This window comes from Flavobacterium silvisoli (assembly GCF_004329815.1).
In the GTDB taxonomy this organism is placed as follows: domain Bacteria; phylum Bacteroidota; class Bacteroidia; order Flavobacteriales; family Flavobacteriaceae; genus Flavobacterium; species Flavobacterium silvisoli.
On sequence record NZ_SJPE01000001.1, the window covers coordinates 349447 to 376078 of the forward strand.

The 26632-nt window shown below is 35.9% G+C and carries 25 protein-coding genes; 23 read left to right on the plus strand and 2 right to left on the minus strand.

Annotated features, from left to right (window positions below):
• Window positions 1-5 precede the first annotated feature (5 nt).
• Window positions 6-2129, plus strand: coding sequence for a Tex family protein (locus EZL74_RS01520; RefSeq protein ID WP_131474822.1), 2124 nt, complete (start codon window positions 6-8; stop codon window positions 2127-2129).
• 58 nt (window positions 2130-2187) lie between these two features.
• Here EZL74_RS01520 and EZL74_RS01525 read toward each other — a convergent pair whose 3' ends face one another.
• Window positions 2188-2367 (minus strand): Sec-independent protein translocase subunit TatA/TatB, encoded by a 180-nt coding sequence (locus tag EZL74_RS01525; protein ID WP_131474823.1) that lies wholly within the window; start codon window positions 2365-2367, stop codon window positions 2188-2190.
• Window positions 2368-2533: 166 nt separating this feature from the next.
• Between EZL74_RS01525 and EZL74_RS01530 the strand changes: the two genes are divergently transcribed.
• The 20 genes from EZL74_RS01530 to EZL74_RS01625 all read left to right on the plus strand — a co-directional run bounded on the left by EZL74_RS01530 (window position 2534) and on the right by EZL74_RS01625 (window position 22862).
• Complete coding sequence (locus EZL74_RS01530; RefSeq protein WP_131474824.1) at window positions 2534-3403, plus strand: M23 family metallopeptidase; 870 nt, start codon at window positions 2534-2536, stop codon at window positions 3401-3403.
• A 1-nt stretch (window position 3404) separates the two neighbouring features.
• On the plus strand, window positions 3405-3770 hold the full coding sequence (locus EZL74_RS01535; protein ID WP_131474825.1) for an SdpI family protein: 366 nt from the start codon (window positions 3405-3407) through the stop codon (window positions 3768-3770).
• 2 nt (window positions 3771-3772) lie between these two features.
• On the plus strand, window positions 3773-5260 hold the full coding sequence (locus tag EZL74_RS01540) for a GH3 auxin-responsive promoter family protein (protein ID WP_131474826.1): 1488 nt from the start codon (window positions 3773-3775) through the stop codon (window positions 5258-5260).
• A gap of 15 nt (window positions 5261-5275) precedes the next feature.
• Window positions 5276-6154, plus strand: a complete 879-nt coding sequence (locus EZL74_RS01545) for a carboxypeptidase-like regulatory domain-containing protein (RefSeq protein ID WP_131474827.1) — start codon at window positions 5276-5278, stop codon at window positions 6152-6154.
• Window positions 6155-6195: 41 nt separating this feature from the next.
• A complete protein-coding gene (locus EZL74_RS01550; RefSeq protein WP_131474828.1) occupies window positions 6196-7887 on the plus strand; it encodes a DUF6909 family protein in 1692 nt (563 codons plus the stop codon).
• Window positions 7888-7893: 6 nt separating this feature from the next.
• The gene (locus EZL74_RS01555; protein ID WP_131474829.1) at window positions 7894-8877 is read left to right on the plus strand and encodes a calponin homology domain-containing protein; all 984 of its coding nucleotides are present in this window, start codon (window positions 7894-7896) and stop codon (window positions 8875-8877) included.
• A gap of 3 nt (window positions 8878-8880) precedes the next feature.
• Complete coding sequence (gene rfbA / locus EZL74_RS01560; RefSeq protein WP_131474830.1) at window positions 8881-9738, plus strand: glucose-1-phosphate thymidylyltransferase RfbA; 858 nt, start codon at window positions 8881-8883, stop codon at window positions 9736-9738.
• A gap of 3 nt (window positions 9739-9741) precedes the next feature.
• Complete coding sequence (gene rfbC / locus EZL74_RS01565; RefSeq protein ID WP_131474831.1) at window positions 9742-10293, plus strand: dTDP-4-dehydrorhamnose 3,5-epimerase; 552 nt, start codon at window positions 9742-9744, stop codon at window positions 10291-10293.
• Complete coding sequence (rfbD, locus tag EZL74_RS01570; protein ID WP_131474832.1) at window positions 10287-11171, plus strand: dTDP-4-dehydrorhamnose reductase; 885 nt, start codon at window positions 10287-10289, stop codon at window positions 11169-11171. The genes rfbC and rfbD overlap by 7 nt, the downstream gene beginning before the upstream one ends.
• A gap of 74 nt (window positions 11172-11245) precedes the next feature.
• Window positions 11246-12355: an ATP-grasp domain-containing protein gene (locus EZL74_RS01575; protein ID WP_131474833.1), complete on the plus strand. Its 1110-nt coding sequence runs from the start codon at window positions 11246-11248 to the stop codon at window positions 12353-12355.
• Window positions 12352-13278 (plus strand): glycosyltransferase family 2 protein, encoded by a 927-nt coding sequence (locus EZL74_RS01580; RefSeq protein WP_131474834.1) that lies wholly within the window; start codon window positions 12352-12354, stop codon window positions 13276-13278. The genes EZL74_RS01575 and EZL74_RS01580 overlap by 4 nt, the downstream gene beginning before the upstream one ends.
• Window positions 13271-13936: a formyltransferase family protein gene (locus EZL74_RS01585; RefSeq protein WP_131474835.1), complete on the plus strand. Its 666-nt coding sequence runs from the start codon at window positions 13271-13273 to the stop codon at window positions 13934-13936. Before EZL74_RS01580 ends, EZL74_RS01585 begins: the two co-directional genes overlap by 8 nt.
• Before the next feature lie 9 nt (window positions 13937-13945).
• A complete protein-coding gene (gene rffA, locus EZL74_RS01590; protein ID WP_131474836.1) occupies window positions 13946-15067 on the plus strand; it encodes a dTDP-4-amino-4,6-dideoxygalactose transaminase in 1122 nt (373 codons plus the stop codon).
• The gene (locus EZL74_RS01595; RefSeq protein ID WP_131474837.1) at window positions 15068-15892 is read left to right on the plus strand and encodes a class I SAM-dependent methyltransferase; all 825 of its coding nucleotides are present in this window, start codon (window positions 15068-15070) and stop codon (window positions 15890-15892) included.
• Between the two features lie 5 nt (window positions 15893-15897).
• Window positions 15898-17763, plus strand: a complete 1866-nt coding sequence (locus EZL74_RS01600; RefSeq protein WP_131474838.1) for a glycosyltransferase family 39 protein — start codon at window positions 15898-15900, stop codon at window positions 17761-17763.
• Window positions 17764-17798: 35 nt separating this feature from the next.
• Window positions 17799-18344 (plus strand): hypothetical protein, encoded by a 546-nt coding sequence (locus EZL74_RS01605; protein WP_131474839.1) that lies wholly within the window; start codon window positions 17799-17801, stop codon window positions 18342-18344.
• Between the two features lie 134 nt (window positions 18345-18478).
• Complete coding sequence (locus tag EZL74_RS01610) at window positions 18479-19741, plus strand: oligosaccharide flippase family protein (RefSeq protein ID WP_131474840.1); 1263 nt, start codon at window positions 18479-18481, stop codon at window positions 19739-19741.
• A 43-nt stretch (window positions 19742-19784) separates the two neighbouring features.
• Window positions 19785-20462, plus strand: a complete 678-nt coding sequence (locus tag EZL74_RS01615; RefSeq protein ID WP_131474841.1) for an acyltransferase — start codon at window positions 19785-19787, stop codon at window positions 20460-20462.
• Window positions 20463-21686, plus strand: coding sequence for a hypothetical protein (locus tag EZL74_RS01620; RefSeq protein ID WP_131474842.1), 1224 nt, complete (start codon window positions 20463-20465; stop codon window positions 21684-21686).
• Window positions 21687-22862: a glycosyltransferase family 4 protein gene (locus EZL74_RS01625; protein WP_131474843.1), complete on the plus strand. Its 1176-nt coding sequence runs from the start codon at window positions 21687-21689 to the stop codon at window positions 22860-22862.
• 25 nt (window positions 22863-22887) lie between these two features.
• Here EZL74_RS01625 and wecB read toward each other — a convergent pair whose 3' ends face one another.
• A complete protein-coding gene (wecB, locus tag EZL74_RS01630) occupies window positions 22888-24003 on the minus strand; it encodes a non-hydrolyzing UDP-N-acetylglucosamine 2-epimerase (protein ID WP_131474844.1) in 1116 nt (371 codons plus the stop codon).
• A 222-nt stretch (window positions 24004-24225) separates the two neighbouring features.
• On the opposite strand from wecB, the gene EZL74_RS01635 reads away from it, so the two are divergent.
• Both EZL74_RS01635 and EZL74_RS01640 read left to right on the plus strand, forming a co-directional pair.
• Window positions 24226-25341 (plus strand): DUF1972 domain-containing protein, encoded by a 1116-nt coding sequence (locus EZL74_RS01635; protein ID WP_131474845.1) that lies wholly within the window; start codon window positions 24226-24228, stop codon window positions 25339-25341.
• Entirely contained in the window at window positions 25274-26626 is a 1353-nt protein-coding gene (locus EZL74_RS01640) for an O-antigen ligase family protein (RefSeq protein WP_131474846.1), read from the plus strand. Before EZL74_RS01635 ends, EZL74_RS01640 begins: the two co-directional genes overlap by 68 nt.
• The last annotated feature ends 6 nt before the right edge of the window (window positions 26627-26632 follow it).

A 26632-nucleotide genomic window follows, 5' to 3' on the forward strand; every position in this document is an offset into this window, starting at 1 on the left:
TCAAAATGACCCACATACAATTTATTCAAAGCCAAATTACGGCTTCACCCAAAAGCATTGAAAACACCCTGAATTTACTCAAGGAAGATTGTACCATACCGTTCATTTCCCGTTACCGCAAGGATCAAACCGGAAACCTGGACGAGGTTGTCATTGAGCAGATTGCCAAACTTGCCAAGCAATACGACGACATCGTAAAACGCAAAGACAGTGTGTTGAAAGCGATAGAAGAACAAGGACAACTGACAGCGGATTTAAAAGCCAAAATTGAGAACAGTTTTGACCTTCAGGAAATAGAGGATTTGTATTTGCCCTATAAAAAGAAAAAGAAAACCCGAGCCGATGTGGCCCGCGAGAATGGGTTGGAACCTTTGGCCAAAATCATCATGGCGCAAAACGCGGACGATATCGAATTTATAGCCTCAAAATATCTGAATGCCCAAGTAACCAACGAAGACGAAGCGTTACAAGGCGCCCGTGACATTATAGCCGAGTGGATCAATGAAAACATTTACATCCGCAAAAACCTGCGCCGCATGTTTCAGCGCAAAGCGGTAGTCTCAACCAGCGTGGTCAAGAAAAAGCAGGAGGAAGAAGAAGCTCAGAAATTCAAGCAATATTTTGATTGGGCCGAACCCATTTCAAAAGCGCCTTCCCACCGATTGTTAGCCATGCTCCGCGCCGAAGCTGAAGGTTTTGTCAAACTCAATGTAGCAATTGAAAACGAGGAAGCCCTCGAATTTATTGAAAACAACACGATAAAAAACAACAGAGAAACGGCTGACCAATTGCGTTTGGCCATCAAAGACAGTTACAAACGATTGTTGGAACCTGCCATTGCTAACGAAACCCTACAAGAGGCCAAAGCCAAAGCCGATGCCAAAGCCATTGAAGTGTTTGCCGGCAATTTGAGTCAGTTGTTACTGGCGCCGCCATTGGGAGAAAAGCGCATCCTGGCCATCGATCCCGGTTATCGTTCGGGTTGCAAAGTGGTGTGTTTAGACGAAAAAGGCGACTTGTTGTACAACGAAACCATTTACCCACATCAGCCTCAAAACGAAACGGCGATGGCGATGAAAAAAATCAAATCGATGGTGAATGCCTATAATATTGAAGCCATTTCTATTGGGAACGGAACCGCCTCAAGGGAAACCGAATTTTTCATCAAAAAAATCGCTTTTGATAAACCGGTACAGGTATTTGTGGTTTCCGAGGCCGGGGCTTCGGTGTATTCGGCCAGTAAAATTGCCCGTGACGAATTCCCGAATTATGATGTGACGGTTCGCGGTTCAGTTTCCATCGGAAGAAGACTTTCAGACCCGTTGGCGGAGCTGGTGAAAATCGATCCGAAATCGATAGGCGTGGGGCAGTACCAACACGATGTAGACCAAACCAAACTCAAGGAAGAACTCGATACCGTAGTGGTGCGCTGCGTGAACTCGGTGGGCATCAATATCAACACCGCCAGTAAATCGCTGTTGAGTTATGTTTCGGGAATTGGTGAAAAAATGGCCGAGAACATTGTCGCCTTCCGAAGCGAGAACGGGCCTTTTGACGACCGAAAACAATTAAAAAAAGTACCGCGTTTGGGGGATAAGGCTTTTCAGCAAGCAGCGGCATTTATACGAATTAAAGACGGTAAAAATCCGTTAGACAACTCGGCGGTGCACCCCGAGGCGTATCCTATTGTAGAAAAAATGGCCAAAGATTTAGGCTTAAAAACCGCTGAACTGATTGGCAATAAAGAAAAAATAGGCCTGATACAACCGGAACGTTACCTCACGGCCGAGGTGGGGATTTTGGGGATAAAAGACATTGTAAAAGAATTGGAAAAACCGGGCTTAGATCCGCGTAAAGCCGCTAAGGTATTTGAATTTGATGCCAACGTGAAATCGATTAAAGATGTGCGCAGCGGTATGATTTTACCGGGAATTGTCAATAACATCACTGCTTTTGGCTGTTTTGTAGATATTGGTATTAAAGAAAGCGGCCTGGTGCACATTTCCCAACTCAAGGAAGGGTTTGTTTCAGATGTGAATGAAGTAGTCAAAATGCACCAACACGTGCAGGTCAAGGTGGTTGAGGTAGATGAGGAGCGCAAACGCATTCAGCTCACAATGATTTTTTAAATATAAAAATCCCAAACTCAGCAACTGAATTTGGGATTTGTTTTTTAGGATAAAGATATTATTTATTCTCTTCGTCTTTTTTTGTTTCAGCGGCTTTCTCTTCACCTTTGGCAGCTTCTTTGAATTCTCTTACTCCGGTTCCAAGTCCTTTCATTAATTCCGGAATTTTTTTACCACCAAATAATAATAAAATAACGACTAAAATAACTAGCCATTCTGATATTCCCATACTTCCCATGATATATAATTTTGTGCTTTCGCGTATTAGTATTAATCGACGACAAATGTATAAAGAAAATAGACATAGTTTTTATTTTCAGCACAATATTTATCGTTAAAGTTCGTTAACGTATTGAAAAATGAACCCAACATTATTTTCTATATTTGTTGCTTAATCAATACTCATGTCGGAAAAACGACTCAAGCGTAAAATCTTAAAGAAAAAACTATTCACAAAAAACCGCTTGGTTATTTTGAATGAAGATACTTTTGCCGAAGTCTTTTCGTTGCGATTGACTTTGATGAATGTCTTTGTGGTGGCTACCATTGGCGCTTTGTTGATTATTTTTGTTACCACTTACATCATTGCCTTTACTCCGCTGCGCGAATATATCCCGGGTTATGCTTCTTCTAAACTCAAAAAAGATGCAACCGAATTAGCACTGAAATCCGATTCGTTATCCAAAGCATTAAAGAAAAACGAAGCTTATATTGCCTCCATCCGAAAGGTGTTGACCGGGGATTTGGAATATGCGAAATTTAGTAAAGATTCAATCACCGCGACTACTACCGAACCTATTTCAGAGGAAGACTTACAACCCAGTAAAGCCGATTTAAAACTGCGCGAAGAAGTGGCTCGTGAAGACAAATACAATCTTTTTGAAAAAGCAAAACCAAAGGTAAGTATAGTGCTTTTCCCACCGGTAAAAGGCATGATTACCGAAGAATTCAATCCCAAAGAAAAGCACTACGCTGTTGACGTAGCCTTGGCCAAAAACACACCTATCAAATCCATATTAAGCGGCACGGTAATTTTTGCCGATTGGACACCGAATACCGGAAACGTGGTCATCATCCGGCACAATAATGGTTTTATTTCGGTTTATAAACACGCGGCTTCGTTAACGGTTGCTCAGGGGGATACCGTAAGGAGCGGAGAAGTTATCGCTTTAGCCGGTTCTACCGGACAAGAATCAACGGGAGTGCATTTGCATTTTGAATTGTGGAAAGACGGCTACCCGATTGACCCGAGTATTTTTATTGAATTTGAATGATATGGAAACCCTTTTGAATTATCTGAACCAGCGAATAGGAATTACTACTTTCCTCATAGGAGTCGTGTTAACCATTACCGCTATCCTCACCAAGTTGTTTCCGCCCAAAAAAATAAATTACCTCTACGGCTACCGAACTGCAGCCTCCATGAAAAACCAACAGACATGGGACTTCGCCCAAAAGTACTCGACCAAAATAATGGTTAGCTTGGGCTTGGGGTTAATAGCTTTTTCCTTTCTGGATGCGGTGATGGACATCAGTGAAGTCACATCGACGGGCTTGGGCATCGGACTTATGATTTTAGGATTTATCTATATGATGATTACCACAGAAAAGGCCATTAAAAAGAATTTTCCAAACGAATAACCATGTCAATCAAATCTTTTGCCGCCAAACTGTTTGCTAAAAGCATTCACAAGAAAACCCAAGCCTGGGTCAATAATCCGGTAGCGACCCAAAAAAAAATTTTCAGGGAATTGTTGGCTGCTGCCAAAGACACTCAATTTGGCAAGGACCATGGTTTTTCTGAAATCAAGACTTTTGAAGATTTTGCCCTAAGGGTTCCGGTTAGAGATTATGAAGCATTACGGCCCTATGTGGATCGCGTGGTCAAAGGCGAAGAAAATATCCTTTGGAAAGGCAAACCGATTTATTTTGCCAAAACTTCCGGAACGACTTCGGGTGCCAAATACATTCCGCTCACGGCAGCATCGATGCCGTATCATATTGAAGCGGCCCGCAACGCTATTTTGAGTTATATACACGAAACCGGCAAAGCTGATTTTGTAGACGGTAAAATGATTTTTCTGCAGGGAAGTCCTGTATTGGAAGAAAAAAACGGCATCAAACTCGGCCGCTTGTCCGGAATAGTAGCGCATTATGTGCCGAAATATTTGCAAAAAAATCGCATGCCCAGTTGGGAAACCAATTGCATAGAAGATTGGGAAACCAAGGTAGATGCGATAGTAGAAGAAACATTTCACGAAAACATGAGCGTCATTTCGGGGATTCCTTCCTGGGTGCAAATGTATTTTGAGAAGTTGCAACAGAAAGGAAACAAACCCGTTGGAGAAATTTTTAAAAACTTCAATTTGTTCATTTACGGCGGCGTGAATTATGAACCGTATCGCGCCAAATTTGAAAATCTCATCGGAAGAAAAGTCGATTCGATTGAGTTGTTTCCGGCTTCGGAAGGTTTTTTTGCCTATCAGGATTCCCAAAAGGAAAAGGGAATGTTGCTCTTATTGAATTCGGGCATTTTTTATGAATTTATCAAAGCCGAGGATTTTTTTACCGAAAACCCCAAAAGACATACGATTGGTGAGGTAGAATTGGGCATGAATTATGTGTTGATTATTTCCACCAATGCCGGACTTTGGGCCTACAACATAGGCGATACCGTGCAGTTTACGAGTTTGAATCCTTATCGCGTCATAGTTTCTGGCAGAATCAAACATTACATATCAGCTTTTGGTGAACACGTTATCGGGAAAGAAGTAGAAAGCGCTTTGAAAGAAGCTATGGAAAATACCAATGTACGGGTAAACGAATTTACCGTGGCGCCACAAATCAATCCGATTAGCGGATTGCCCTATCACGAATGGCTGATTGAATTTGAAAATGAACCCGAAAATCTTGATGATTTCGCTTTAAAAATTGACGAGGCCATGCGTAAACAAAACACGTATTATGACGATCTAATATCGGGGAATGTCTTGCGAACGCTGGTTATTACTAAAGTAGCCAAAAACGGTTTCCAAGACTATATGAAATCGATAGGAAAACTAGGCGGACAAAATAAACTGCCCAGGCTGTCGAACGACAGAAAAATTGCGGATGTGTTAAAAAGAGAATAGATAACAAAGGAAGAGATGAAAGATAAAATAGTGTTTGGGTTAATGCTGTTGACGGGTTTTTATATGTCGGCCCAAATTAAAGGTGTCGTAAAAGACAGCCTCACCGGAAAACCAATTTCGTATGTAAACATTGCTGTAGAAAACGAGAAAACGGGTGCTACTTCAGAGGAAAACGGTGAATTCAGTATCAATGCCAAAGAAAACAGGCATTTAATTTTCTCGGCTTTGGGGTATGAAAAACGAAAAGTTCAAGCGTCGCAGGCTACCGAAGTAAAAATGGTTCCCAAGACGTTTCAATTGGATGAGGTCGTTATTTTGCCGCGTTTTGGCACAAAATCTCTGGAAATTGGCAGCACCAAGAATAATGTAGCTCAGGCGTTTGATAATGGACCAAGGATAGATGTTAAATTTTTTCCGTATTTGCCCAAGTATAAAAAAACGAAGTTTCTCAAGCAAGTTACCATTCTTACCGATAGCAATATAGAAAACGCCTCCATCAGGCTTCACTTTTACACGGTTGATGCATTTGGATTTCCGGGAGAAGAAATGTTGACGAAAGATTATATTGTTACCGTTAATAAAGGTGTCAAAAAATCGTATTTCAACATTAGTGATTTTAATCTTCGAATGCCCAAAAATGGACTTTTCGTTGGTTTTGAAAAATTAATTATCGAAAAGAATAAGGTAGAAAAGACGGTTACAGATATGAATTCTAATACCATCCGAACCGAAAAAATATACTACCCGTTTGTGCTCTACAACTTCGTGCCAAGTGATTACTATTATACTTTCTATGGCGGAAAGTGGAATCGGGAGACCAAGCCGGCTAATCAAGGCAACACGGATAAAATGATGATTAACGAACCGGCTATAAATCTTGTGCTGACCAACTAAACTTAAAAACCCTATATTTGCAGGTTAGAAAAAATAAATTAATGAAAGAAATTAAGAACATTTCGCGCTCCAGAGCGCAAGAATCGTCGGCAGCTATCGAACGATTGTACATTACCATGAGACATTTATTCAACAGAGGTTTTTATAAACCGATGGGTGTTTCCGGGGAAACGTTAAGAGAGGCTTTGCTATCTCTAAGACCAGAAATTTACGGCAGTATAGCCGAAGAAAAAGTGGAACTCAACGGATTGCTTTATGTAATCGAGAGGCTTCCGGTGGGCATCGAAGAATGTCGTTTTATCAATTTGACTTCAGACGAAGGGTATTCCAAATCGCACTTTCAGGCGATAGTTCCTCCTAAAAGAAGAAGAAATTGTTACCGCATTGATGACGAACAAATGAATGTGGAAATCACACGTGGTCGCTCTGACATCTACGATATTTTGACGCATCTTACTTTTATTTTTATCGAATCGCATAAAATTAAAGACAGGGTTTTATTAGACGACATAGAAGGGGAGGTTACACGTGATTGGGAAAAACTGGAAGAAGTAGTAATACAAAACAAAAAGTTGACCCAAATAGAAAAAGAAAGAGCCATTTCACATGCAGCCAATGTATTGGGAAGAAGTTTTTCAGAAGTGATTGATATTTACGATTCATTTGCTACTAAAGAAAAACCGGATCGTTTTCTGCACGTAATTTATTGGTTAGGAAAACTCGCCATCGAAGAAATTGTTGACAATAACAAGCGTACCATTACGTTCAGTCCGATTTTGAGAGAACGATTGGGGCACCACATTCACGGAGAAATTTGGGCCAATAATATTAAAGAAACACTCAAAGCCAATAATTTACTCGAAAGACCGATTCACATCATCAGTGCTAATATGCACAGTGTGATGAATTCAATTTTTGCTACCACAGTACTTAAACCAAAGTACAAAGACAAATCGGATTTCTTTATATACGAAGAACTGAGCAAGTCAGGAGCTGACCCCGTTAGAAATAAAGTGGTAGACTTCGCCATCAAACACGGAATGATTTCGTTACCCGATCAATCAGGCACCAACATTGACGTACAGATTTTTGACACCGCCAAAATTGACTGGGCAAAATCAAGTTTCCCGAAAGCTAAAGTTGGAAAAGTGAGTCCGGTGCTAATCGTGATGGATTACGCTTTTGGTGAGCAGGCATTTGAAACCATTGATGAATTATTAAAACCGTATAAAGATGGCAAACACAAAATACTACTCAATGTAGAATCGGTTTCTATCATGGGTAAAGCCGGAATTTTGCAGGGAGGAAAAGGAGACATTATGATTCCGTCAGCACACATCAACGAGGGAACAGCAGATAATTATCCTTTTGAAAACGAACTGACAGCTGAAATGTTTGAAGGAAATGACATTCCGGTTTTTGCCGGGCCAATGGTTACGGTTTTGGGAACATCGCTTCAGAATAAGGATTTGTTGAAGTTTTTCCACGAATCAACCTGGGAAGTAATCGGTCTTGAAATGGAAGGAGCTTACTACCAAAAAGCCATCCAATCAGCTTCTAAAATCAGAAAGAGCATCCACCCGAATGTGAAGGTAAGGTACGCTTATTATGCTTCTGATAATCCTTTGGAAACCGGAAGCACACTGGCTTCAGGAGGATTGGGAACAACCGGAGTTAAACCAACGTATTTGATTACCATTAAAATATTAGAACAAATTTTTAACGTTAAATAAATTTTTATGAGCGAAACATCTCAAAGCAATAAAGACAATCAGGAAATTGATTTGTCAGTTATTTCAAAAGGTATCGGTAAATTTTTCGAAAGAATTTCCAGTAAAATTTTCAGAGGTGTATTTTTCATCAGAAAAAATATCATTTGGATTGGTGCATTGGTATTAATAGGAGGAGGAGCCGGTGCTTATTTAGATAAAAAAACAAAATCATTTGACAATCAGATTATAGTATGTCCAAACTTTAGTTCAACCGATTATTTGTATGCTAAAATTAATTTGATTAATTCAAAAATTGAAGACAATGACACTGTTTTTTTAAGAGATGTAGTTGGTATTAAAGACGCAAAAAAGTTCAAAAAAATAGAAATACAACCTATTCCGGATATTTATAAGTTTATCGAAGATAAAGACAAGAATTTCGATTTATTGAAGTTGATGGCTGAGGATGGCGACATCAAAAAAATTGTAACCGATAATTTAACCAGTAAAAATTATCCTTTTCATCTGATAACTTTTAAAACAACTAAAGCTGTAACGGACGATAGGGTTATTAAACCCCTTTTGAATTATTTTAATAATACAGATTACTATGTTCAGATACAAAAGGAATATTTGAATAATATCAAAATCAAGATGACGGAAAATGATTCTATCATTTCGCAAATCAATGGATTTTTAAATGCATTTAAAAATACTACTAACGGCAGTCAGAAGAGTGATAAATTAGTTTACTATAACGAGAATTCACAACTTAATGATGTCATCAAAACCAAAGATGAGTTAATCAAAGAACAAGGATCACACCGAATAGAGTTGGTTAACTTAGATAGAGTTGTAAAAGATAACAGCATCACTGTTAATATTAAAGATGAAGATTTAGTTAACGGAAATCTAAAATTTACATTGCCGTTGTTGCTTGTTTTTTGTTTTATTTTGATACGAAATTTCAATTCATATTACAAAAGGCAAGTAGTTAAAATGAATAATTAAATTATGAAAGGAATTATATTGGCCGGTGGATCCGGAACCCGTTTGCATCCGTTGACATTAGCTGTTAGTAAACAGCTGATGCCTATTTACGATAAACCGATGGTGTATTATCCGTTATCCACTCTGATGTGGTCGGGAATTCGTGAGATATTAATCATCTCAACTCCCCATGATTTGCCCTTGTTCAGGCAGCTTCTGGGTGATGGGAAAGCGTTAGGATGTCGTTTTGAATATGCGGTGCAGGAAAACCCGAATGGGTTGGCAGAAGCTTTCATTATTGGGAAAGAGTTCATCGGAAATGATAAGGTTGCCTTGGTTCTTGGGGATAATATTTTTTACGGAACCGGTTTATCCGATTTGCTTCTGGCTAATAATAATCCGGATGGCGGTATCATTTACGCTTATCATGTTCATGATCCGGAACGATACGGAGTGGTTGAATTTGACGAAAACGGAAAAGTACTTTCGATAGAAGAAAAACCGGTTAATCCAAAATCAAACTTTGCAGTTCCCGGAATATATTTTTATGACAATGATGTGGTTGAAATAGCGGCTAACATCAAGCCAAGCCACAGAGGCGAATTAGAAATTACCGATATCAACAAAGAATACTTAAAAAGAGGCAAGCTTAAAGTTAGCATCCTCGATCGCGGAACAGCCTGGCTCGATACCGGTACGTTTAATTCCCTGATGCAGGCCAGTCAGTTTGTACAGGTTATTGAAGAAAGACAAGGATTAAAGATTGGAGCCATTGAGGAAGCCGCTTATAAAATGGGCTTTATTGATTCGGAACAATTAAAAAAATTAGCGCAACCGTTGTTAAAAAGCGGATACGGAACACATTTACTAAGCTTGATTTAACGTATGAATTTTATTCCGACAAAACTGGAAGGCTGTTACATCATCGAACCCAATATTTTTAGCGATGAAAGAGGCTATTTTATGGAAAGTTTCAATGAAAAAACCTTTGGAGAAGGAATCGGAAAAGCGGTTCATTTCGTTCAGGATAACCAATCGTATTCATCTAAAGGAGTTTTGCGAGGGTTACACTATCAAACCGGAGAACATGCTCAGGCCAAATTGGTTCGTGTTTTACAAGGTGAGGTGATTGATGTTGCAGTTGATATCAGACCTGATTCACCTACATTCGGACAGTATGAGTCGGTACTTTTAAGTGGCGAAAATCAGCGACAGTTTTTTGTACCGCGCGGATTTGCTCATGGTTTTTTAGTGTTGAGCAATACGGCTACTTTTTTTTATAAATGCGACAATTTTTATAATAAAGAAAGCGAAGGCGGGATTATTTACAATGATAAATCCATCAACATTGACTGGAACCTTTTGGCTGAAAGTTTGATTATTTCTGACAAAGATAAACTACTGCCCACACTTGAAAATGCCAAAAAAGTATGGTAGTTTTAGTCACCGGTGCCAACGGACAACTAGGGCAGGCTCTTCGGTATGTTTCCGGTAATTACCCGGAAATAACTTTTGTCTTTTGTGATTCAGCCGATTTAGATATCACCAATAAGCAAGATTGTGAAGCAGTTTTTGACCAATATAAACCGCATTATTGTATCAATGCAGCGGCTTATACGGCAGTTGACAAAGCAGAGAGTGAACCCGAAAAAGCATATTTAATTAATGTGGTCGGTGCCAAAAATTTGGCGGAAACGTGTCAAAAGCACAACGCTGTATTGCTTCATGTATCTACCGATTTCGTTTTTGACGGAAGTAAAACTACTCCTTACACTGAAGAGGATCAACCCAATCCAACCGGAGTTTACGGACAAACCAAGCTTGACGGTGAGAGAGCCATTCAGGAAGTGTTAAGCAATTATTACATCATCAGAACATCGTGGGTATATTCGCAGTTTGGGAATAATTTCATGAAAACCATGTTGCGATTGGCTTCTGAAAGAGATACACTTTCGGTAGTAAATGATCAAATAGGAACCCCAACCCACGCAGTTGATTTGGCGGAAGCTTTAATCCGTATAATCTTAACCGATTGTCATCCTGAGCTTGTCGAAGGACAACAACTAACAATCAACAACTTTGGTATTTACAATTTCAGTAACGAAGGACAATGCAGTTGGTATGAATTTGCCCGAAAAATATTCGAGATAAACAAAATAACTATAAATTTACTTCCTATTCCTACTTCTAGTTATCCGACTCCGGCAGAAAGGCCTAAATATAGTGTTTTGGATAAAAACAAAATAAAAGAAACATTTTGTTTAGAGATTAAGAATTGGGAGGACTCTTTAAAACGAATTTTGATTTCAGAGTAATATTTTTCATCAAAAAAAGACTATAATTAAGCTGTTTAACCAATAAAAAGCTTCATTCAGATTATTAAACTCAAATGAAAAAACTGGCAATTATCGGAGCAAGTTACCTTCAATTGCCTTTGGTTTTGAAAGCCAAAGAGATGGGACTTGAAACACATTGTTTTGCATGGCCAGACGGAGCAGTTTGTAAAGAGGCTTCGGATTATTTTTATCCGATATCTATACTCGAAAAGGAAACAATTTTAGAACAATGCAAAAAAATTGGCATTGACGCAATTACGACTATAGCCACTGATATGGCTGTACCAACAATTTGTTATGTTGCAAAGGAGCTTGGGCTGATTGCAAACAGTTATGAATCTGCAATTATTTCTACAAATAAGTCGGCAATGAGGCAAGCTTTTGTCAAAGGAAATTGCAATATTCCAAAATTTAGAAAAGTTGATTCAGAAGTTTTTAATATTGATGATTTTACTTTTCCGGTAATCATTAAACCAGTTGACCGATCAGGAAGTAGGGCAATATTCAAGGCTGAAAGTTCGGAGGAAATTCCGGCTGCCCTAGCAACAGCAATAGATGAATCTTTTGCAAAAAATGCAATCATTGAAGAATTTATAGAAGGAGTTGAAGTAAGTGTGGAAACCATTTCATGGAAAGGGGAGCATACTATTTTAGCCATCACAGACAAAACAACAACCAATGCACCTTATTTTGTTGAGCTTGCACATCATCAGCCATCTAAATTACCTGAACAGATACAAAAACGTATAAAAGAAGAAACCATTAAATGCCTGAATGCTCTGCATATACAATACGGAGCCGGTCATTCAGAATTCAAAATTACAGACAAGGGAGAAGTTTTTGTTATTGAAGTTGGAGCTAGAATGGGTGGTGATTTCATAGGATCTCATTTAGTCGAGTTATCAACCGGCTACGACTTTTTAAAGGGAGTTATTCAATGTGCCTTAAACGAATTTAAAAAACCTTACGTGCAAATTAAAAATAATGCCGGGGTGTTTTTTTTATGCGAAGAAACGAGAGAATTATTACCTTATTTCAATAAAAAGAATACTTTTGATATAGAGAAGAAAATTTTCGAACAAAACCTGAAATCAATACACAACAGTAACGATCGTTCGGGATATTTGATTTATCAATCCAACGAAAGAATAGAGTTGTTATGAAATTATCTGTAGTTACAACATTGTACAAATCAAAGCCTTTTCTTGAAGAATTTTTGAGAGAAATGATTGATTCCATAAAACAAATTGAAATCAATGAATTTGAAATCATATTTGTAAATGATGGATCTCCTGATGATTCTGTTGAATACCTTTTAGTAAAAAAGCGAGAAATCAACCAGATAAAAATCATTGATTTATCTCGAAATTTTGGTCATCATTACGCCATTCAGGCAGGACTGGTATACGCAAAAGGGGAGTACATTTTTTTAATAGACAATGATTTGGAAACACCACCAAATGTACTAGTCGAATACTACTATGAAATGATGAAAGACAATACTTTAGATGTTGTTTACGGGTATCAGGAGGTTAGAAAAGGGAATTTTATTGAGAAAAAAACGGGAAGTATTTTTTGGGTTTTAATTAATAAATTGTCAGACACTAAAATTCCACATAATATACTCACCGAACGCTTGATGAAACAGCAATATGTTAAGGAATTATTACGCTTGCAAGATGCCAATCTTTTTATAGGTGGAATGATGTATTGGGTTGGCTTCCATCAGAAAGGAATACCGGTCATAAAAGGACAACGCACGCAGCCGAGTACTTATTCTTTTAAAAAAAGAGCACAACTGATGCTTCAGGCGATAACTTCGTTTTCGGGAAAACCTTTGGAAGCGCTTTTCTATTTTGGGATTATTATATCGTTTTTTAGTTTTTTGTTTATACTGTACATTGCTGTTGAAAAAATTATTCATTGGAATGAGGTTCAATTGGGATGGACTTCGATAGTGGCAATAAATGTACTTATCCTTGGAATTATTTCAACTTTTTTGGGAATAATTGGTATTTATATTTATAAAATTTTCAGACAAGTACAAGGCAGACCAAATGTTATAATCAAAAAAATCCATGAATAAGGTTGTTTTTCTTGTTTCCGGAGGCGGTGGATCGCTTAAGTTTGTTTATTATGCTTTGCAGACTTTAAAGATGAATGTTCAAGTTATTGGCGTCATTGCAGATAGAGATTGTGCTGCTTTGGAATTTGCTTCGAAGAAAAATATCTACTCTAAGAAAATAAAATATAACCTAAATCATACAGTAGAACTTCAGCAGGAACTAAAGAAATTAGCACCAGACGTTGTTGTAACAAACATACATAAAATCATTGATATCGAAACACTCTCGCAATTTCCAGATAGATTCATAAATCTACACTATTCTTTGTTGCCAGCATTTGGAGGTGTAATTGGAATGGAAACAATTGTTCAGGCAAAAATGCAGAATGTTGGATTTATAGGAGGAACATGCCACATGGTAAATGAAGAAGTCGATGCAGGTAAAATTTTATATCAGTCTTGTTTTTCGGTCAATTGGGAAAAAGATGAATCCGTAATTGATACAGTCTTTAAATCTTCCTGTTTGGCCTTACTTGGTGGGATATTTTCTGTTTCGGGTATAGTAACAAATCAAAATGAACAGCTTGTAATTAATGAAAAAAATGTATTGTTTTCACCGCCACTTCCCTTTTCTGCAGGCTTTATCTCAGATGAATTTTGGCAACAAATAGCTAATTAGTCAAGTATAATGATACCATTTAATAAACCCTATTTAACAGGAGAGGAAACGAAATATATAACTGACGCCGTTGCATCAGGTAAAATTTCCGGGAACGGAAAATACACCCAAAAATGTCAACAGTTTTTCGAAGATCGGTTTGGCATCAAAAAGGCATTACTTACAACCTCATGTACAGATGCTTTGGAAATGGCAGCCATCCTCATAAACATAAAAGAAGGTGATGAGGTAATCGTACCATCGTATACTTTTGTTTCTACTGCAAATGCTTTTGTTTTAAGAGGAGCAAAAATAGTTTTTGCTGACAGTAGAAAAGACCATCCGAATATAGATGAAACGAAACTGGAATCACTAATAACATCAAAAACAAAAGCAATTGTACCGGTTCATTATGCTGGTATTGCCTGTGAGATGGATACCATTATGGATCTAGCAAAAAAATATAATCTATTTGTTATTGAAGATGCCGCTCAGGCAATTGATAGTTATTACGTTGGAAAAGATGGAGTGAAAAAAGCATTGGGTTCTATAGGTCACTTAGCTGCATTTTCTTTTCATGAAACCAAAAATATCATTTCGGGAGAAGGTGGATTATTAGCAGTAAATGATGAACAGTTTATAAAAAGGGCCGAAATCATTTGGGAGAAAGGAACTAATCGGTCTTCATTCTTCAGAGGCGAGGTAGATAAATATGGCTGGGTAGATATAGGGAGTTCATTTTTACCATCAGAAGTTATAGCGGCTTTTTTATGGGCACAGTTAGAAAATCTTGATAAGATTCAATCTGTAAGAAAACAACATTGGGAAAAATACCAAAATAACCTAAAGACATTCGCTATCGATCATAATGTAGCATTGCCGGTAATTCCTGATTATGCAACTAATAACGCACATATGTTTTATCTGGTTTGCCAAAATATTGAACAACGCACGGCTTTAATTGAAAAACTCAGAAAACAAAATATTCATCCAGTATTTCATTATATAAGTCTTCATTCAAGTCCGTTTTATGAAGGAAAACACGATGGAAGAAATTTATCAGAAACGGATCGTTTTACAGATTGTCTGGTAAGATTACCACTTTTTTATGAATTGAATGTTGATACAGTACTAAATCAAATGTTATACTAGATGGATTCAGATTTTCACAACAACCCTAACTTATACTTCAAAAACGGAATTTATTTTGCAAATGAACAATCTGCTATTTCATATCCGGAAGAAGGAAATCAGCAATGCTTTCAGTTAGAAGATGACAGCTTTTGGTTTAATCACCGAAATGATTGTATTGCCAATCTTGTAGATAAATTTTCTAAAAATGAGTCTTTTTTTGATATCGGAGGCGGAAATGGTTTTTTTTCAGCGATGCTTCAAAAGAAAGGTTATAGATGTGTTTTGGTTGAACCCGGAATTGCAGGATGTTTGAATGCAAAAGCACGAGGAGTTCAGGATGTCATTTGTTCTACATTATTGGATGCAAAATTTGATGAAAACTCAATCGATAATATTGGGTTGTTTGATGTAGTTGAGCATATTGAGAACGATATCGTATTCTTGACGGATAATTACAATTACTTAAAAAAAGGGGGGAAAATTTATATAACTGTTCCGGCTCATCAGTGGTTGTTTTCGGAAGAAGATGTATATGCAGGTCATTATAGAAGGTATACGCTTAGGCAAATTTCAGACATACTAGAAGGAATAGGATTTAAAGTCAAATACAAAACCTATTTTTTTACGTTTTTGCCAATTCCGTTATTTATCCTTAATGCTATTCCATTTCGATTAGGTTTGAAAAAGGTGAAGAAAGAAAATCATTACACAAAAAGGCATTCGCTGGGTGATAATTTTATATCAAACATCTTGAAAAGTATATTGAATTTTGAAAACAAAAGAATCAAAAACATAAAGACTATAGGGTTTGGTAGCAGTTGTTTAATTGTTGCAGAAAAGTAATACAAATGAATATATCACTAAACATTAATGTCAATAACTCAGAAAAAGTTATCAAATTTAACGGTTTACTTATAGCAATTCTTTTATTGGCAACCTTGTTAAGATTTTATAATCTTGGATTTCAGGGTGCTTGGATTGACGAGTTGTTTACCTTAAAACAAGCGGATCCCGACCTGCCTTTCAAGGAATTTAATACGATGAATTTAAATCGAGATGGGATACCACATCTCTATTTTTTAATTGTGAAATTTTTTGGAATTATTTTTGGTCACACACTTTACACAATCCGTCTGGTTTCAGTCATCTTTGGAGTATTAGGTGTTTGGGGGATGTATTTATTGGGTAGAGAAATTTCAGGAAAAACTCTAGGTTATATAGCTGCTTTGCTGTTGGCAATCCAGCCATTTCACATTGAATATTCTCAAGAAGGACGATCTTATACCATGTTGGCCTTTTTTGTCATAATGGCCCATTATAGGTTAGTAGTTTTTTTGAAGAAAGTGAATTTAAAAAATGCAATTTATTTAGGTTTGTGTACGGGGTTGATAACAAACTCACAACCTATAGGAATTGTAAGTGTACTGAGTGTTTTTTTTGTAGTAGCAATAACGCTGTTGTTTTTAAAAACAAAAAGAGAAAGGATAGAAACAATAAAATATGCTTTTATAGCCGGAATAGTAACGTTATTAGTTTTTTTGCCAGTATATAAAAAAGTGGTAAATGCTTCTAAAATAACTTCTTTTTGGGTTTTAAAACCTTCGTATGAATATGGAAAACAAGTTTTGACGCAAATAACAGGAGGAAATATAATCTTTCTTTATGTTACAATTTTCTCCTTATTAATTGTTTTGCTCGCAGTATTCATAAAGAAGGATAAAGAAGATGAATATTATAACAAACCAATATTCAAATCAATTTTTATTTTGGTGTGGATCCTCTTTTATTTTATATTCCTATTAATTAAATCCTTGGGAGAATCTTCTTTATTTCTGCATAGGTACTTTATTCCAATAGTTCCGGGGATAGTACTCTCTATTGCCTTTTCGATTTCACTGATTAAAAAGGACATATTAAAAACCGTTTGTACTGTTTTACTTTCATCCGTATTTTTATACAACATGATAATTGAGAGAAGTTATTACACAACAAGAGTCAAGTCGCAGTTCAATGACATTTGTTTTCAGATTAAGGAAATAAATAAACAAAATGAAACTATTATATCAAGCTGGGGTTGGCTACTTACATTTTATCTTGATAAGGATTTTAAAATCAATAATGTATATGAAAAAACATTAGACACATATATTAATGATGTAAAAACAAATTCAGTTCCTCAAGAGTCATTTTGGTTTATTGATGGAAATTCTAAGCCATATGCCGTTAGTCCTGAGATACAAGAGTTTCTGGATAAAAACTATATGGTAGACAAAACAATTGAGTTACATGATTGTTGGGCGAAACATTTCATCTTAAAAAAGATGGACAATAAAGAAAAAATGATTCGCTTAAACCAATTCCAAAATGCCAAATTTGACGGAAATGGTAACCTAGCATTTTTTGAGAACTCCAAATCATCATCAGCTCCGGTTTATCTATCCAAAGGAAATTATCAGCTAACAATTGCAGGAATAAGTCTTCCGGGAACAAAAATCAAAAATGAAAATGCAAAGATAAATATCTATCTAAATTCAAAATTGTTAAAGACCGTTGAGTTGGATGAAAAGGAAACCAAAGAATTTACATTGAATTTTACACAATCTAGAGATGAAAACCTCACAGTGGAAATCGAATTCATTAATGATTTTTGGTTAGATGGTTTAGACAGAAATGCCTTAATCTCAAATATTAAATTAAAGAAGATTGATTTTTAAGAAAAACCTAATTACATTTGCAAAAAAAAAGAAAAATGAGAACTAAATTTTTAATGATTGTATTTGCTGTTAGCTCATTTCTAGTATCTTGTAAAAAAGAAAAAGAAGAAACAGTAATTGAAAACAAGAATGTTAATAAATTCTTCAGCGTAGAATTAGAAGCAGCTGCATCCAAAGCCGATAATTTTGCTTTATATTTTTCAGAGGATAATACAGTTGATTTTAAAGGCACAAATGCGGTTTGGTCTGGTATAAAAGGCGGAAATCAATTTGAAACATTGACTTTTGCTTTGTCTGAAGAAAGAATACCAACACACATAAGACTTGATTTTGGATTGAAAGCTGATCAAGATTCGGTAGTCGTAAAAAATGTTAAAGTAAGTTATTATGGAAATGACTATCAGTTTAAAGGTTCTGACTTCTTTCAATATTTTATCCAAGACAAACAATTCAGCACTAAAATAGATGTTGCTAAAGGGACTATTACATTCCTTAAGAAAGACGGTACTTACAAAACACCGTATTACTACCCAACCCAAGCAACGATTGATAACATCAAAAAAATTACTACGGCCAAGTAATAATCATATTAAAAAAGCCGTATTAAAAAATCACAAAATATTTTAAAATGTTTTGTGATTTTTTTGTTCAGCAGATAAGCTAAAACTTCTTTATTGGGGTTTTGTTTTTATATTTGACAACAAATCTACAGAATTTGAAACAAAGAATACAAAGTGTTCTCAGAAGTGAGCTCCTTAAGAAATTTTCAATTTACGGTTTTGGTCAAGGCTTTAATCTAATCACGCCGTTGTTGGTTATTCCCTATATTGTTTCTGTTTGCGGCGAAGAAGGCTACGGAAAGATTGGTGTGGGTATGGCACTGGCTTTTTTTATTATGGTTTTTGTAGACTACGGTTCTGATATTTTTGGGGTCAAACAAGTAGCTGTCCATCGCAATGACCGAAATCAACTGCAAAACATTTTTACCACAACCTATACGGCTAAATTGATTTTATTGATTCTGATGGCTGTAATTTCAGGTTTTTGTTTTTGTTTTATTCCGTATTTCAGCAAGGAAAAAGCACTTTTTTTTATGAGTTTTACTATGGTGGTTGGCCAATTTGTAAATCCAACCTGGTTTTTACAAGGTGTTGAAAATTTCAAATGGATTACCATCCTCAATGTTCTTTCGAAAATAGTGTATTTAGCAGGTGTTTTTATTTTTATCCGAAAACCCGAAGATTATGTGTACAGCAATTTGATTTGGGGATTGGGTATGATTTTCGCCAATGGCATTGTTTGGCTTTATATTGTAAAGCATTTCTCAATATCGTTTCGCCACATAAAATCTGGTGAGGTAAGAAAGCTGCTTAATGAGAATTTTTCTCTTTTTTTCTCTCAGATTTTTGTTTCGCTTCAGATGTACTCCCCAATAGTTTTGATTAGTTTTTTTGGCGGAAATATTATGGCAGGGCAATATAAAATTGTAGACCAAATCATAGTTATTTTTAAAACTTATATCTTGTTGTTTTTCAATTTTGTATATCCCAGGATTTGTTATTTATTGGAAACAAGTAAAAAAGAAGCACTACGATTTTGGAAGCGCTATAACGGAATGAACTTTGCTTTTGTCGTCATATCAATGATTGTTATTGCTCTGTTTTCTTTTCAGTTGGTTTCTTACTTTAATCCAAAGGGAATTGTGGAAATCAGTAATTTATTAAAAATAGCAGTTTTCATTCCCATTCTTCAAGGAATAACGATTCCGTTAAAACAATTGGTTTTAGGAAGCAACAAACAAAAGGAATATGTAAGAACGACTACGACAATCACTTTGATAAGTTTAGCACTTATTATTATCATTACTCCATTTTATCATGTACTGGGAGTGTTATGGGTCTTATTAATAACCGAATTCATAACGATGGTAATTTTTTATCTAACGATTAAAAAAGACTTATTTCTTCGCTCAAGTTAAAAACTATTGTATTTTTGGGACTTCTTCTAAAATAACACTTTAAATGATTAAAGGAATATTCCAAAAAATGCTGGCAAGTTCCGGGAAAAGTTATCAAATAGATGAACGAATCCCAGCAAAACTCATGTATAGTGTCCTTTTCAGCAGATTAATCATGTTGATAAGAGGTTATTTGAAAACCGGAAGAAAGATTTTTGTGGGAAGCAATACCCGAATTCTAAATTCCAAAAACATTGTTTTTGGAAAAAGTGTTACCATAGGAAACCATTGCGTTATTGATGGATTTGCTTCTGAAAAAATCGTTCTGGGTGATTGTGTCAAAATAGGATGTTATTCAAAATTACTTTCGACCAGTCATTTCTCAAAGTTTGGTAAAGGATTAAAAATGGGAAATAATTCAGCTATTGGCGATTTTACCCATTTCGGTGCACCGGGAGGAATTGAAATTGGCAATGATGTCATCATGGGGTCATATATTTCGTTTCATTCAGAAAATCATAATTTTAATGATACTACAAAATTAATAAGAGAACAAGGGACTTCTTCTAAAGGTATAAAACTGGGCAATAACATATGGGTAGGTGCCAAAGTTACATTTTTAGATGGTTGTGAAGTAGGCGACAATTCAGTAGTAGCTGCAGGGGCTGTGGTAAACGGTGTTTATCCAAATAATTCTATAATTGGTGGAGTACCGGCCAAAGTCATCAAAAAAATTGAATAAATGAAAATCGCCATTCCTCACAATTTTCGTTATCAGTTGTTGTTCTTACTGAGTATAGCTGCTCCGTATCTTGACAATTTTGAACTTACTATTTCAGTATGGTCTTTTGCTTTTTTGGTGAGTGTTTCTAGGAGTTATTCATTGTCTTTGATTAAATTGATAGTTCCATTTTTAGCTGTATTAACAATTGCAATCTTTGTCAGTTTTTTTTACATAGATTATCAGAAGTATTTTATAATCAGAGATATAGTCTATCTCTGCAAGCCAATTATAGGTTTTTTACTGGGGTATCAGTTGTGTAAACGGAATTATGAAAACGCGTTCAGATTAATTGTGAACACAGGAGTTTTTATAGCGGTTTGCCATATTATCATTTTATTTTTTGCCATCATAGTTTTCAAAGCCAGCACGGTTGCTGATATTAGACTTTATGCAGGTTATTTCAGTGATTATGAAATTTATGTATTTGTAATCATTCTTTTTCACAAAAAATTCCAACTCAATTATTCTCCGAAAAAATTTCTCATTCTGGCCGTGATTGTTGGTTTCTCTGCACTGATGTATCTGGCACGTACCAACTTTATTCAGTTCATCATATTATTCTTAGCCCTTAAAGGATACTTTGTTTTGAACAAAAAATCTGTAACGATATTTTTATCCATAATTACCACTTCAGTAATAGGTTATTTTATTGTATTATCGTTGAATCCGAGACGTGATGCCGAAGGATTTGAGGGTTTTTTGTACAAGATAAAAGTGGCTCCTTTAGAACCGTTTAAAACAAAAATAAATCGAGAAGATTATAAAGATTTTAATGATAATTACCGATCATATGAGAATATCATGACTATAAGACAAGTAACAAGAGACGGATGGGTTCCTACTGTTTTCGGAAAAGGAATCGGTTCCCAAATTGACTTGAAACAGGAAGTAGGGTTGGGCGATATGAAGCTTCGTTTTATTTCCATTTTACACAACGGTTTCATGATTGTGTTTTTGAAATCCGGATTATTAGGGATATTCATTTTTCTGTCAACTATCTTTTACTTTTTTGTTCGAGTGAGGAGCGATAATGAAATAATACATTACATCAACTTACTTTTTATAGGAACAGGTTTTTTTATGATTATTTCAAACTGGGTCTTTTTAGGTTTTTATAATTTAACAGAGACCAAAACGATACTGATAGGCTTTTTAATTGCCTACAGAGAAAAATTTAAATAAATGAAAAGCAATATTCTTTTTTTACACCAATCGGCAGAACTTTATGGTTCCGATAAAACTATTTTAATGTTCATCTCCAATTTGGATAAGTCCAAATACGAACCTATTGTAATACTTCCTTTTGAAGGTCCGTTGAAGGATGAATTAGAAAAGAACAATATTAAAGTTATCATTTCACCGGTACTAAAGTTGTATCGAAAAATGATGACCCCAAAAGGACTGGTAAAGTTTTTCAAAGAATACCGACAGGGATTAAAACAATTGGAAGAACTCCACAAACAATATGATTTTAAGCTAGTTTATTCGCATACATTAGCCGTTTTGATAGGTATACTTTTTGCCCAAAAAAAGAAGATAAAACATCTTTGGCATGTACAGGAAATACTGGCTAAACCGATCATCATTAATAAATTGTTCAAATGGATTCTTGCCTGGAATTCCAACCATAAAGTTATTTATGATTCAGAAGAGACAATGAATTTTTGGATTGAAGGTAATCAAAAATTAGCCGCAAAATCTGATTTTATATGGAATGGTCTTGATGTAAGCCAAAAACCGCAGTATTCTGAACAGGACATCAATGCGGTCAGAAAAGAATTTTTGCAGGTCAGTAAAGAACAAATTGTTATTGGACTCGTAGGCAGAATCAATAGTTGGAAAGGACAGCAGTTACTCTTGAAAGCATTTCATCTGATCGCCGATAAATTTCCGCAAACTCAATTGGTATTTATAGGTTCAGCACCACCCAATCAGGAATTTTTTGAACTCGATTTGAAAGCAAAAATTAGTGAGTTTCAATTAAATCAACGTGTGACCATTATTCCGTTTCGTGAAGATATTTGGAAATTTTGGGAAGCTATTGATATTGCTGTGGTTCCGTCAACCGAACCTGAGCCTTTTGGTATGGTTGCTATTGAAGCTATGTTAGCTAAAAAACCTGTAATTGCCGCCAATCACGGAGGTTTAACAGAGATTGTACTTCCGGAGGAAACAGGACTATTATTTGAGCCTCGAAATTCGGAAAAGCTGGCCGAAGCACTTACCATCTTGATAAGTGATGCAGATAAAAGAACCTCTTTTGGCTTAAAAGGCCGTGAACGTGTACACTTACACTTTTCTTTGGAAAAGCACGTTAGTCAATTTGAAGCGGTTTTTGAAAGCCTTATAGGCAGTTAACAATTCAAAAAATACTTAAACGATATTATGATCGACTGATAATCGCTTTTATTTTTTCGCTGGTGGTTCCGTCTCCGTATGGATTAGAAGCTGTAGCAATTTGAGAATAATAAGACGAGTCTTCCAACAATTTTTGGGTTTCCAGAATAATTTTGGCTTTATCCGAACCTACCAGTATGGCTGTTCCGGCATCTACGCCCTCCATTCTTTCAGTAACTTCTCTTAAAACCAAAACGGGTTTGCCTAAACTTGGCGCTTCTTCCTGAATTCCCCCCGAATCAGTGATGATAATATTGCTTTTATCCATCATCCAAATCAGTTCCGGATAATCCAGAGGGGTAATGAGTTTAATGTTGTTCGCTATCAGTTTCTTTTGGGCAACTTCTTTCACATTTGGATTTAAATGAACCGGATATACAATTTCAACCAAATCTTTGTAGGCAGCTGCGACCTCCAAGAGAGCATCACAGATTTCTTCAAAAGGCTTTCCGAAATTTTCTCTGCGGTGGCAGGTAACTAAAATTATTTTTTTTGAAAAATCGACGAAGTCAAATTTTGAAAGAAGTTCCGTTTCTTTGGCAGCATCAATTTTTTTTAATCCCATTAACAAAGCGTCGATAACGGTATTGCCAACCACGTAAACGTTGTCGGTTATATTTTCTTTTGCCAAATTTTCCAGAGAGGCTTCTGTAGGACAAAAATGAAAAGAAGCTATACGTGAAGTCAAAACACGGTTCATTTCTTCGGGAAATGGGGATAGCATATCACCACTTCTCAAACCGGCTTCGATGTGAATAATTTTAATTTTTTGATAAAAAGCAGCTAATGCACCTGCCAAAACGGTAGTAGTATCGCCTTGTACAAAAACTAAATCAAAGTGCTCTTTTAATAAAATATCCGAAGTTATTTTAGAAATCAAATCAGCAGTCAATTGATGCAGCGTCTGATTAGGCTTCATTACATTCAAATCATAGTCCACCTGAATTTCAAAAAAAGCCAAAACCTGGTCCAGCATTTCGCGATGTTGGGCTGTAACCCCCACTTTAACTTCAAAATTTGCATCGGACGAAAAAGCCGTAATCAGAGGAGCCATCTTTATAGCTTCGGGACGAGTTCCAAAAAGAAAAAGAACTTTTTTCATTAAAAGAGAGAATTTAGTAAGGCGTAAAACTAGTAATAAAATCTATATCTTCATGTTTTAAACCTTTCAACCAATTTTTATTTGTCAAATGAAAAAGAAAATAGGCCGAACTCATGCCAAGATAAGGAAACGCCAAACTTTTTAAGCCAATGTCGGTATCAAGTCAAATCAATTTATTACGTTTGCAAAATTGACAGACCTATTAAACTGTAGTAAAACAGCATGAAAATAGCCATACTAGGAACCCGTGGTGTCCCCAATTATTACGGAGGTTTTGAGCAGTTTGCCGAATTTTTTTCGGTGTATTTGGTGCAAAAAGGACACGAAGTGTATTGCTATAATTCGCACAACCATCCTTTTCAGGAAAAATCTTTTCACGGTGTAAACATCATTCATCAACACGATCCGGAATACAAGTTCGGTACTTTCGGTCAGTTTATTTATGATTACAATTGTATCATGGACTCGCGTCAAAGAGATTTTGATATAATCTTACAGCTGGGCTACACTAGTAATTCTATTTGGTTTTTTCTTTTACCCAAAAAGTCCATCATCATAACCAATATGGACGGATTGGAATGGAAGCGTACAAAATATTCAAAACCCGTACAACAGTTTTTAAAATTTGCTGAACGATTGGCTGCCATCAGTAGTGATTTCTTGGTTTCGGATTCGTTGGGGATTAAAAAATTTCTCAAAGAAAAATATAAAAAAGACTCTACCTACATAGCTTACGGAGCCTATCCGTTCACCAATCCAAACGAAGCTATTCTCAAGGAATACAATGTTGAAAAAGAGAACTACAACATGATTATGGCGCGTTTTGAGCCCGAAAATAATCTTGACATGGTTTTAGAGGGTGTGGCAATGAATGAAGACAAGACCCCTATTTTAGTTATCGGAAAACATCACACCAAATATGGGGCTTATTTAAAAAATAAATTTAAAGACCACGAAAACATCCGTTTTATAGGTGGGTTATACAATTTAGAACACCTGAACAATCTCAGGTACTATTCTAACTTGTATTTCCACGGACATTCGGTTGGGGGAACCAACCCTTCGCTTTTGGAAGCTATGGCTTCTAAAGCACTTGTTGTCGCTCATAATAATGATTTTAATAAAGGGATTTTAAAAGAGAACAGTTATTACTTTTCCAACCCTCAGGAGGTCAAAAATATTCTCAATACAATCAAAAAAAATGATAACTTGCAATTGGTTCAAAACAATTTTGACGCCATTGTCAATGAATTTAATTGGGGAAAAATAAATGGTGAATACTTACAACTCTTTGAAGACTGTTTTTCAAAATCTGATAAAAGAAAACACAAGCAATAACGCTTTTATCCCAACACTTTTACTCTTAGTCACCATTCCGTTGAGCTATGCGGTTAACAATATTGCTTTGGGGATATTCACGGTTGTATCCTTGGTTATTCTGAAAAAAAACAAGGTAATGTTTCAGAGCAATTTAATCCTTCCTATGCTGCTTTACATGTTGATGGTGGTTTCCTATTTTTGGTCAATAGACAAGGGAAGTACCTTATCTGCATTATCAAAAGAAGCGCCATTGTTTTTAATTCCGCTGGCTTTTTTGTTCTTTACAGGATTTTCAAAAGACCAAAAGAAGAAAATGTTAATGTATTACAGTTATGCCATTGTTTTATTGGTGCTGTATTATTCCGTTCGGGCTTTGGTCAGATATGCTTTGTTTCATGATTCCAGAGTTTTTTTCTACCACGGTCAAAACGAGGATGATTACGGTTTAGTCCCTAAATTGTTGAACGCCATACACGTTTCGGTTTTTGTTGCTGTAGCCTTTTTTTATTTTATTACCAAAGGCGTAAAGTCAAAAGTTGATACTGCAATAGCCGTTTTGTTGTTCGGATTTTTACTGTTGCTTTCATCCAAAAACATTATACTCGTCGTATTGTTATTGGTGCTGGTTTATGTTTTCTTTTTTTCAAAGACCGCTCACAAATTACGATTGAGAAACCTGATTCTTTTTGGCCTGCTTATACTAATCATTTTTTCAACAGGAAGAATCAAACACCGCTTTCAGGTAGAATTTCAAACCAATACAGACAAAAGTCTGAGTGCTAATGTAATTGAAGGTGTACCGCCGGGAGTTCATTATGTGAGTTTAAAAGAAGCCTGGACTAATCCAGTTTTTTCGCCCAACGATTATTTTTCCGGAACGGCATTTCGGGTCTATCAATCGAGAATTTTTCTTGAATTGATTAAAGAAAACAATGCGTTCTTTAACGGTTTCGGATTAAATGCCTCAATGCCAAAAATTAAAGAGAAAGCAGTTCAATACGATTTGTATATGGGAGATGATAATCACGAGGGATATCAATCGAAGAATTTCCACAATCAGTACGTTCAGAATTTTGCAGAACTCGGTGTTTTCGGATTTATTTTATTAGTAATAATGCTGATTATTAATGTTAAAAACGCCTACAAATCGAAAGATTTTGTTCATTTTGCTTTCGCAATTCTAATGATAAGTTTATTTTTGACCGAATCTTTTTTGTGGAGACAGCGCGGTGTGGTTTTTTTCACCTTGATGTACTGTCTTTTTAATTCGCGAATTCCTGCTAAAGATTCCAAAGTAGAATAAAAAAAT

Excerpts from the sequence above, each read along its gene's own strand:
- EZL74_RS01520 (WP_131474822.1), top strand. The coding sequence starts at position 6 with ATGACCCACATACAATTTATTCAAAGCCAAATTACGGCTTCACCCAAA.
- EZL74_RS01585 (WP_131474835.1), top strand. The coding sequence starts at position 13,271 with ATGAATAAGGTTGTTTTTCTTGTTTCCGGAGGCGGTGGATCGCTTAAG.
- EZL74_RS01580 (WP_131474834.1), top strand. The coding sequence starts at position 12,352 with ATGAAATTATCTGTAGTTACAACATTGTACAAATCAAAGCCTTTTCTT.
- EZL74_RS01525 (WP_131474823.1), bottom strand. The coding sequence starts at position 2,367 with ATGGGAAGTATGGGAATATCAGAATGGCTAGTTATTTTAGTCGTTATT.
- EZL74_RS01595 (WP_131474837.1), top strand. The coding sequence starts at position 15,068 with ATGGATTCAGATTTTCACAACAACCCTAACTTATACTTCAAAAACGGA.
- EZL74_RS01600 (WP_131474838.1), top strand. The coding sequence starts at position 15,898 with ATGAATATATCACTAAACATTAATGTCAATAACTCAGAAAAAGTTATC.
- EZL74_RS01615 (WP_131474841.1), top strand. The coding sequence starts at position 19,785 with ATGATTAAAGGAATATTCCAAAAAATGCTGGCAAGTTCCGGGAAAAGT.
- rfbD (WP_131474832.1), top strand. The coding sequence starts at position 10,287 with ATGGTAGTTTTAGTCACCGGTGCCAACGGACAACTAGGGCAGGCTCTT.
- EZL74_RS01620 (WP_131474842.1), top strand. The coding sequence starts at position 20,463 with ATGAAAATCGCCATTCCTCACAATTTTCGTTATCAGTTGTTGTTCTTA.
- EZL74_RS01605 (WP_131474839.1), top strand. The coding sequence starts at position 17,799 with ATGAGAACTAAATTTTTAATGATTGTATTTGCTGTTAGCTCATTTCTA.
- EZL74_RS01535 (WP_131474825.1), top strand. The coding sequence starts at position 3,405 with ATGGAAACCCTTTTGAATTATCTGAACCAGCGAATAGGAATTACTACT.
- EZL74_RS01540 (WP_131474826.1), top strand. The coding sequence starts at position 3,773 with ATGTCAATCAAATCTTTTGCCGCCAAACTGTTTGCTAAAAGCATTCAC.
- EZL74_RS01530 (WP_131474824.1), top strand. The coding sequence starts at position 2,534 with ATGTCGGAAAAACGACTCAAGCGTAAAATCTTAAAGAAAAAACTATTC.
- EZL74_RS01545 (WP_131474827.1), top strand. The coding sequence starts at position 5,276 with ATGAAAGATAAAATAGTGTTTGGGTTAATGCTGTTGACGGGTTTTTAT.
- rffA (WP_131474836.1), top strand. The coding sequence starts at position 13,946 with ATGATACCATTTAATAAACCCTATTTAACAGGAGAGGAAACGAAATAT.
- EZL74_RS01640 (WP_131474846.1), top strand. The coding sequence starts at position 25,274 with ATGGTGAATACTTACAACTCTTTGAAGACTGTTTTTCAAAATCTGATA.
- rfbA (WP_131474830.1), top strand. The coding sequence starts at position 8,881 with ATGAAAGGAATTATATTGGCCGGTGGATCCGGAACCCGTTTGCATCCG.
- EZL74_RS01635 (WP_131474845.1), top strand. The coding sequence starts at position 24,226 with ATGAAAATAGCCATACTAGGAACCCGTGGTGTCCCCAATTATTACGGA.
- EZL74_RS01550 (WP_131474828.1), top strand. The coding sequence starts at position 6,196 with ATGAAAGAAATTAAGAACATTTCGCGCTCCAGAGCGCAAGAATCGTCG.
- wecB (WP_131474844.1), bottom strand. The coding sequence starts at position 24,003 with ATGAAAAAAGTTCTTTTTCTTTTTGGAACTCGTCCCGAAGCTATAAAG.
- EZL74_RS01555 (WP_131474829.1), top strand. The coding sequence starts at position 7,894 with ATGAGCGAAACATCTCAAAGCAATAAAGACAATCAGGAAATTGATTTG.
- EZL74_RS01625 (WP_131474843.1), top strand. The coding sequence starts at position 21,687 with ATGAAAAGCAATATTCTTTTTTTACACCAATCGGCAGAACTTTATGGT.
- EZL74_RS01575 (WP_131474833.1), top strand. The coding sequence starts at position 11,246 with ATGAAAAAACTGGCAATTATCGGAGCAAGTTACCTTCAATTGCCTTTG.
- rfbC (WP_131474831.1), top strand. The coding sequence starts at position 9,742 with ATGAATTTTATTCCGACAAAACTGGAAGGCTGTTACATCATCGAACCC.